The 1639-nt window shown below is 67.2% G+C and carries 2 protein-coding genes; one reads left to right on the forward strand and one right to left on the reverse strand.

The genetic code is table 11. The annotated features are described in order from the left end of the window. Positions 1–79: 79 nt before the first annotated feature. Entirely contained in the window at positions 80–769 is a 690-nt protein-coding gene (locus EEJ42_RS31710; protein WP_123105320.1) for a nitroreductase, read from the reverse strand. A gap of 106 nt (positions 770–875) precedes the next feature. Here EEJ42_RS31710 and EEJ42_RS31715 point away from each other — a divergent pair, with 106 nt between their 5' ends. Then, positions 876–1490, forward strand: a complete 615-nt coding sequence (locus EEJ42_RS31715; protein WP_184503365.1) for a TetR/AcrR family transcriptional regulator — start codon at positions 876–878, stop codon at positions 1488–1490. Positions 1491–1639: the final 149 nt, after the last annotated feature.

The following is a 1639-nucleotide window of genomic DNA, read 5'->3' on the forward strand; positions in this document are numbered from 1 at the left end:
ACGCGGCTACGTCTTCCTCGGCACTGCCACCACAGCCGCCCTGGTCATTTGGCTTCGCACATGATCGCCCGGACAAGTCCTAGTCATGGAAGGCCGTGGTCGACTCGAGTGGAGCCCGCTCGGCCTTCACCCGATTCACCGGCGCCGTCTCGTCGGCGTACCCGAAGGAGATGCCAATGAGCAGCTTCCCTCCGGTGACGCCGAGTTCGGTGCGGACGGTGTCGGCGTAGAAGCTCAACAGTCCCTGCGGGCAACTGTCCACGCCGTACGCGGTCATTGCCAGGAGCAGCGTCTGCATGTAGGCGCCGACATCCGCGGCCAGCCGGGCCTCTCCGTCACCGTGGACGAAGAGGAAGGCCGCGTGTGGCGCGCCGTAGAAGCGCAGGCTCTCCGAGTCGTAGGCCGCACGTGCCGTGTGATCGTCGGGGCCGATGCCCAGCGCCCCGTACAGTTCGGCACCGAACGCCGCCCGACGTGTCTGGTGCACCTGCGCGTACATCCCCTCGGAATACGGGAAGTCCACCGAGGTGCGCCCCTCGGCGTGGGCCGTCTGCAGGGCACCGGCCAGGCGCTGACGTGCCGCGCCGCTCACCACCTCCACCTGCCACGGTTGTGCGTTGGAGTTGGACGGCGCGGTGCCGGCCAGCGAGAAGATCCTGCGCATCGTGTCCTCGGGTACGGGTTCCGGACGGAACGCGCGGGTCGCGTGACGGCCGCGTATCAGCTTCTCCGCGCAGCTGCTCAGCTCAGTGGAGACGAACCTGCTCATGGGACTCCTTGATGACGAAAGTTTCATGTAAACGGTGCCGTTTACATGTGGAGGGCACCTTAACGCGACACGCCGACCCAAGTAAACGAGTGCGTATACTTACTTTATGAACACGACCGTGAGTACGACGGCCACGGCATCCCGGCGGCGAGGGCGCGGCGGGCGGGAGCGCATTCTGGCTGCCGCCGCCCGACTGTTCGCGACCCAGGGCATCAGCGCGACCGGCATGGAACAGGTCGCCGAGGAAGCGCCGGTGTCCAAGCGGACGCTCTACGCGCACTTTCGCACCAAGAACGATCTGGTCATCGCCCACTTGCAGGGCCTCGCACTGTCGGGGGCCACCCTGGAAGGCGTGCTGACCCGCGAGGACATCCCTCCGCGTGACCGGATCCGCAGGTTGTTCGACCAGCCGGTGGCGGACGCGGCTCCGGTACGCGGGTGTCCGTTCATCGATGCCGCCGCGGAGTTCCCCGACCCGGAGAGCGCGGTGCACTCCTACGCCCGGGAGCAGAAGCTGCGCATGGTGCAACTGATCGTCGCGGTGGTGACGGAGCTGGGCTGCCGCGAACCCCTCCTACTCGCCGAGCAACTGGCCACCCTCGCGGACGGGGCGGCCAGCCGTGCCATGGTGCTGGACGATTCGGACTACGGCCGACACGCGCGGGCGGCGGCGGAAGTCCTCCTCGATCAGGCTTTGCCGGGAAAGACGGGAAAGGGCTGACGAGGAAGACGTCGGGGCCGGCGCGGTCGAAGGGCTGGAGGCGCGCTGGTGACCCGAACGAAAACGGCCTAGGGGACGTCTTGTCGATCATGGTGTGAGCCAGATGAGTGTGCTGGCCAGGGTGAGGACTGCGTGGAAGCGGTCGGGCT

The organism is Streptomyces botrytidirepellens, from assembly GCF_003721215.1.
Classification (GTDB): domain Bacteria; phylum Actinomycetota; class Actinomycetes; order Streptomycetales; family Streptomycetaceae; genus Streptomyces; species Streptomyces himastatinicus.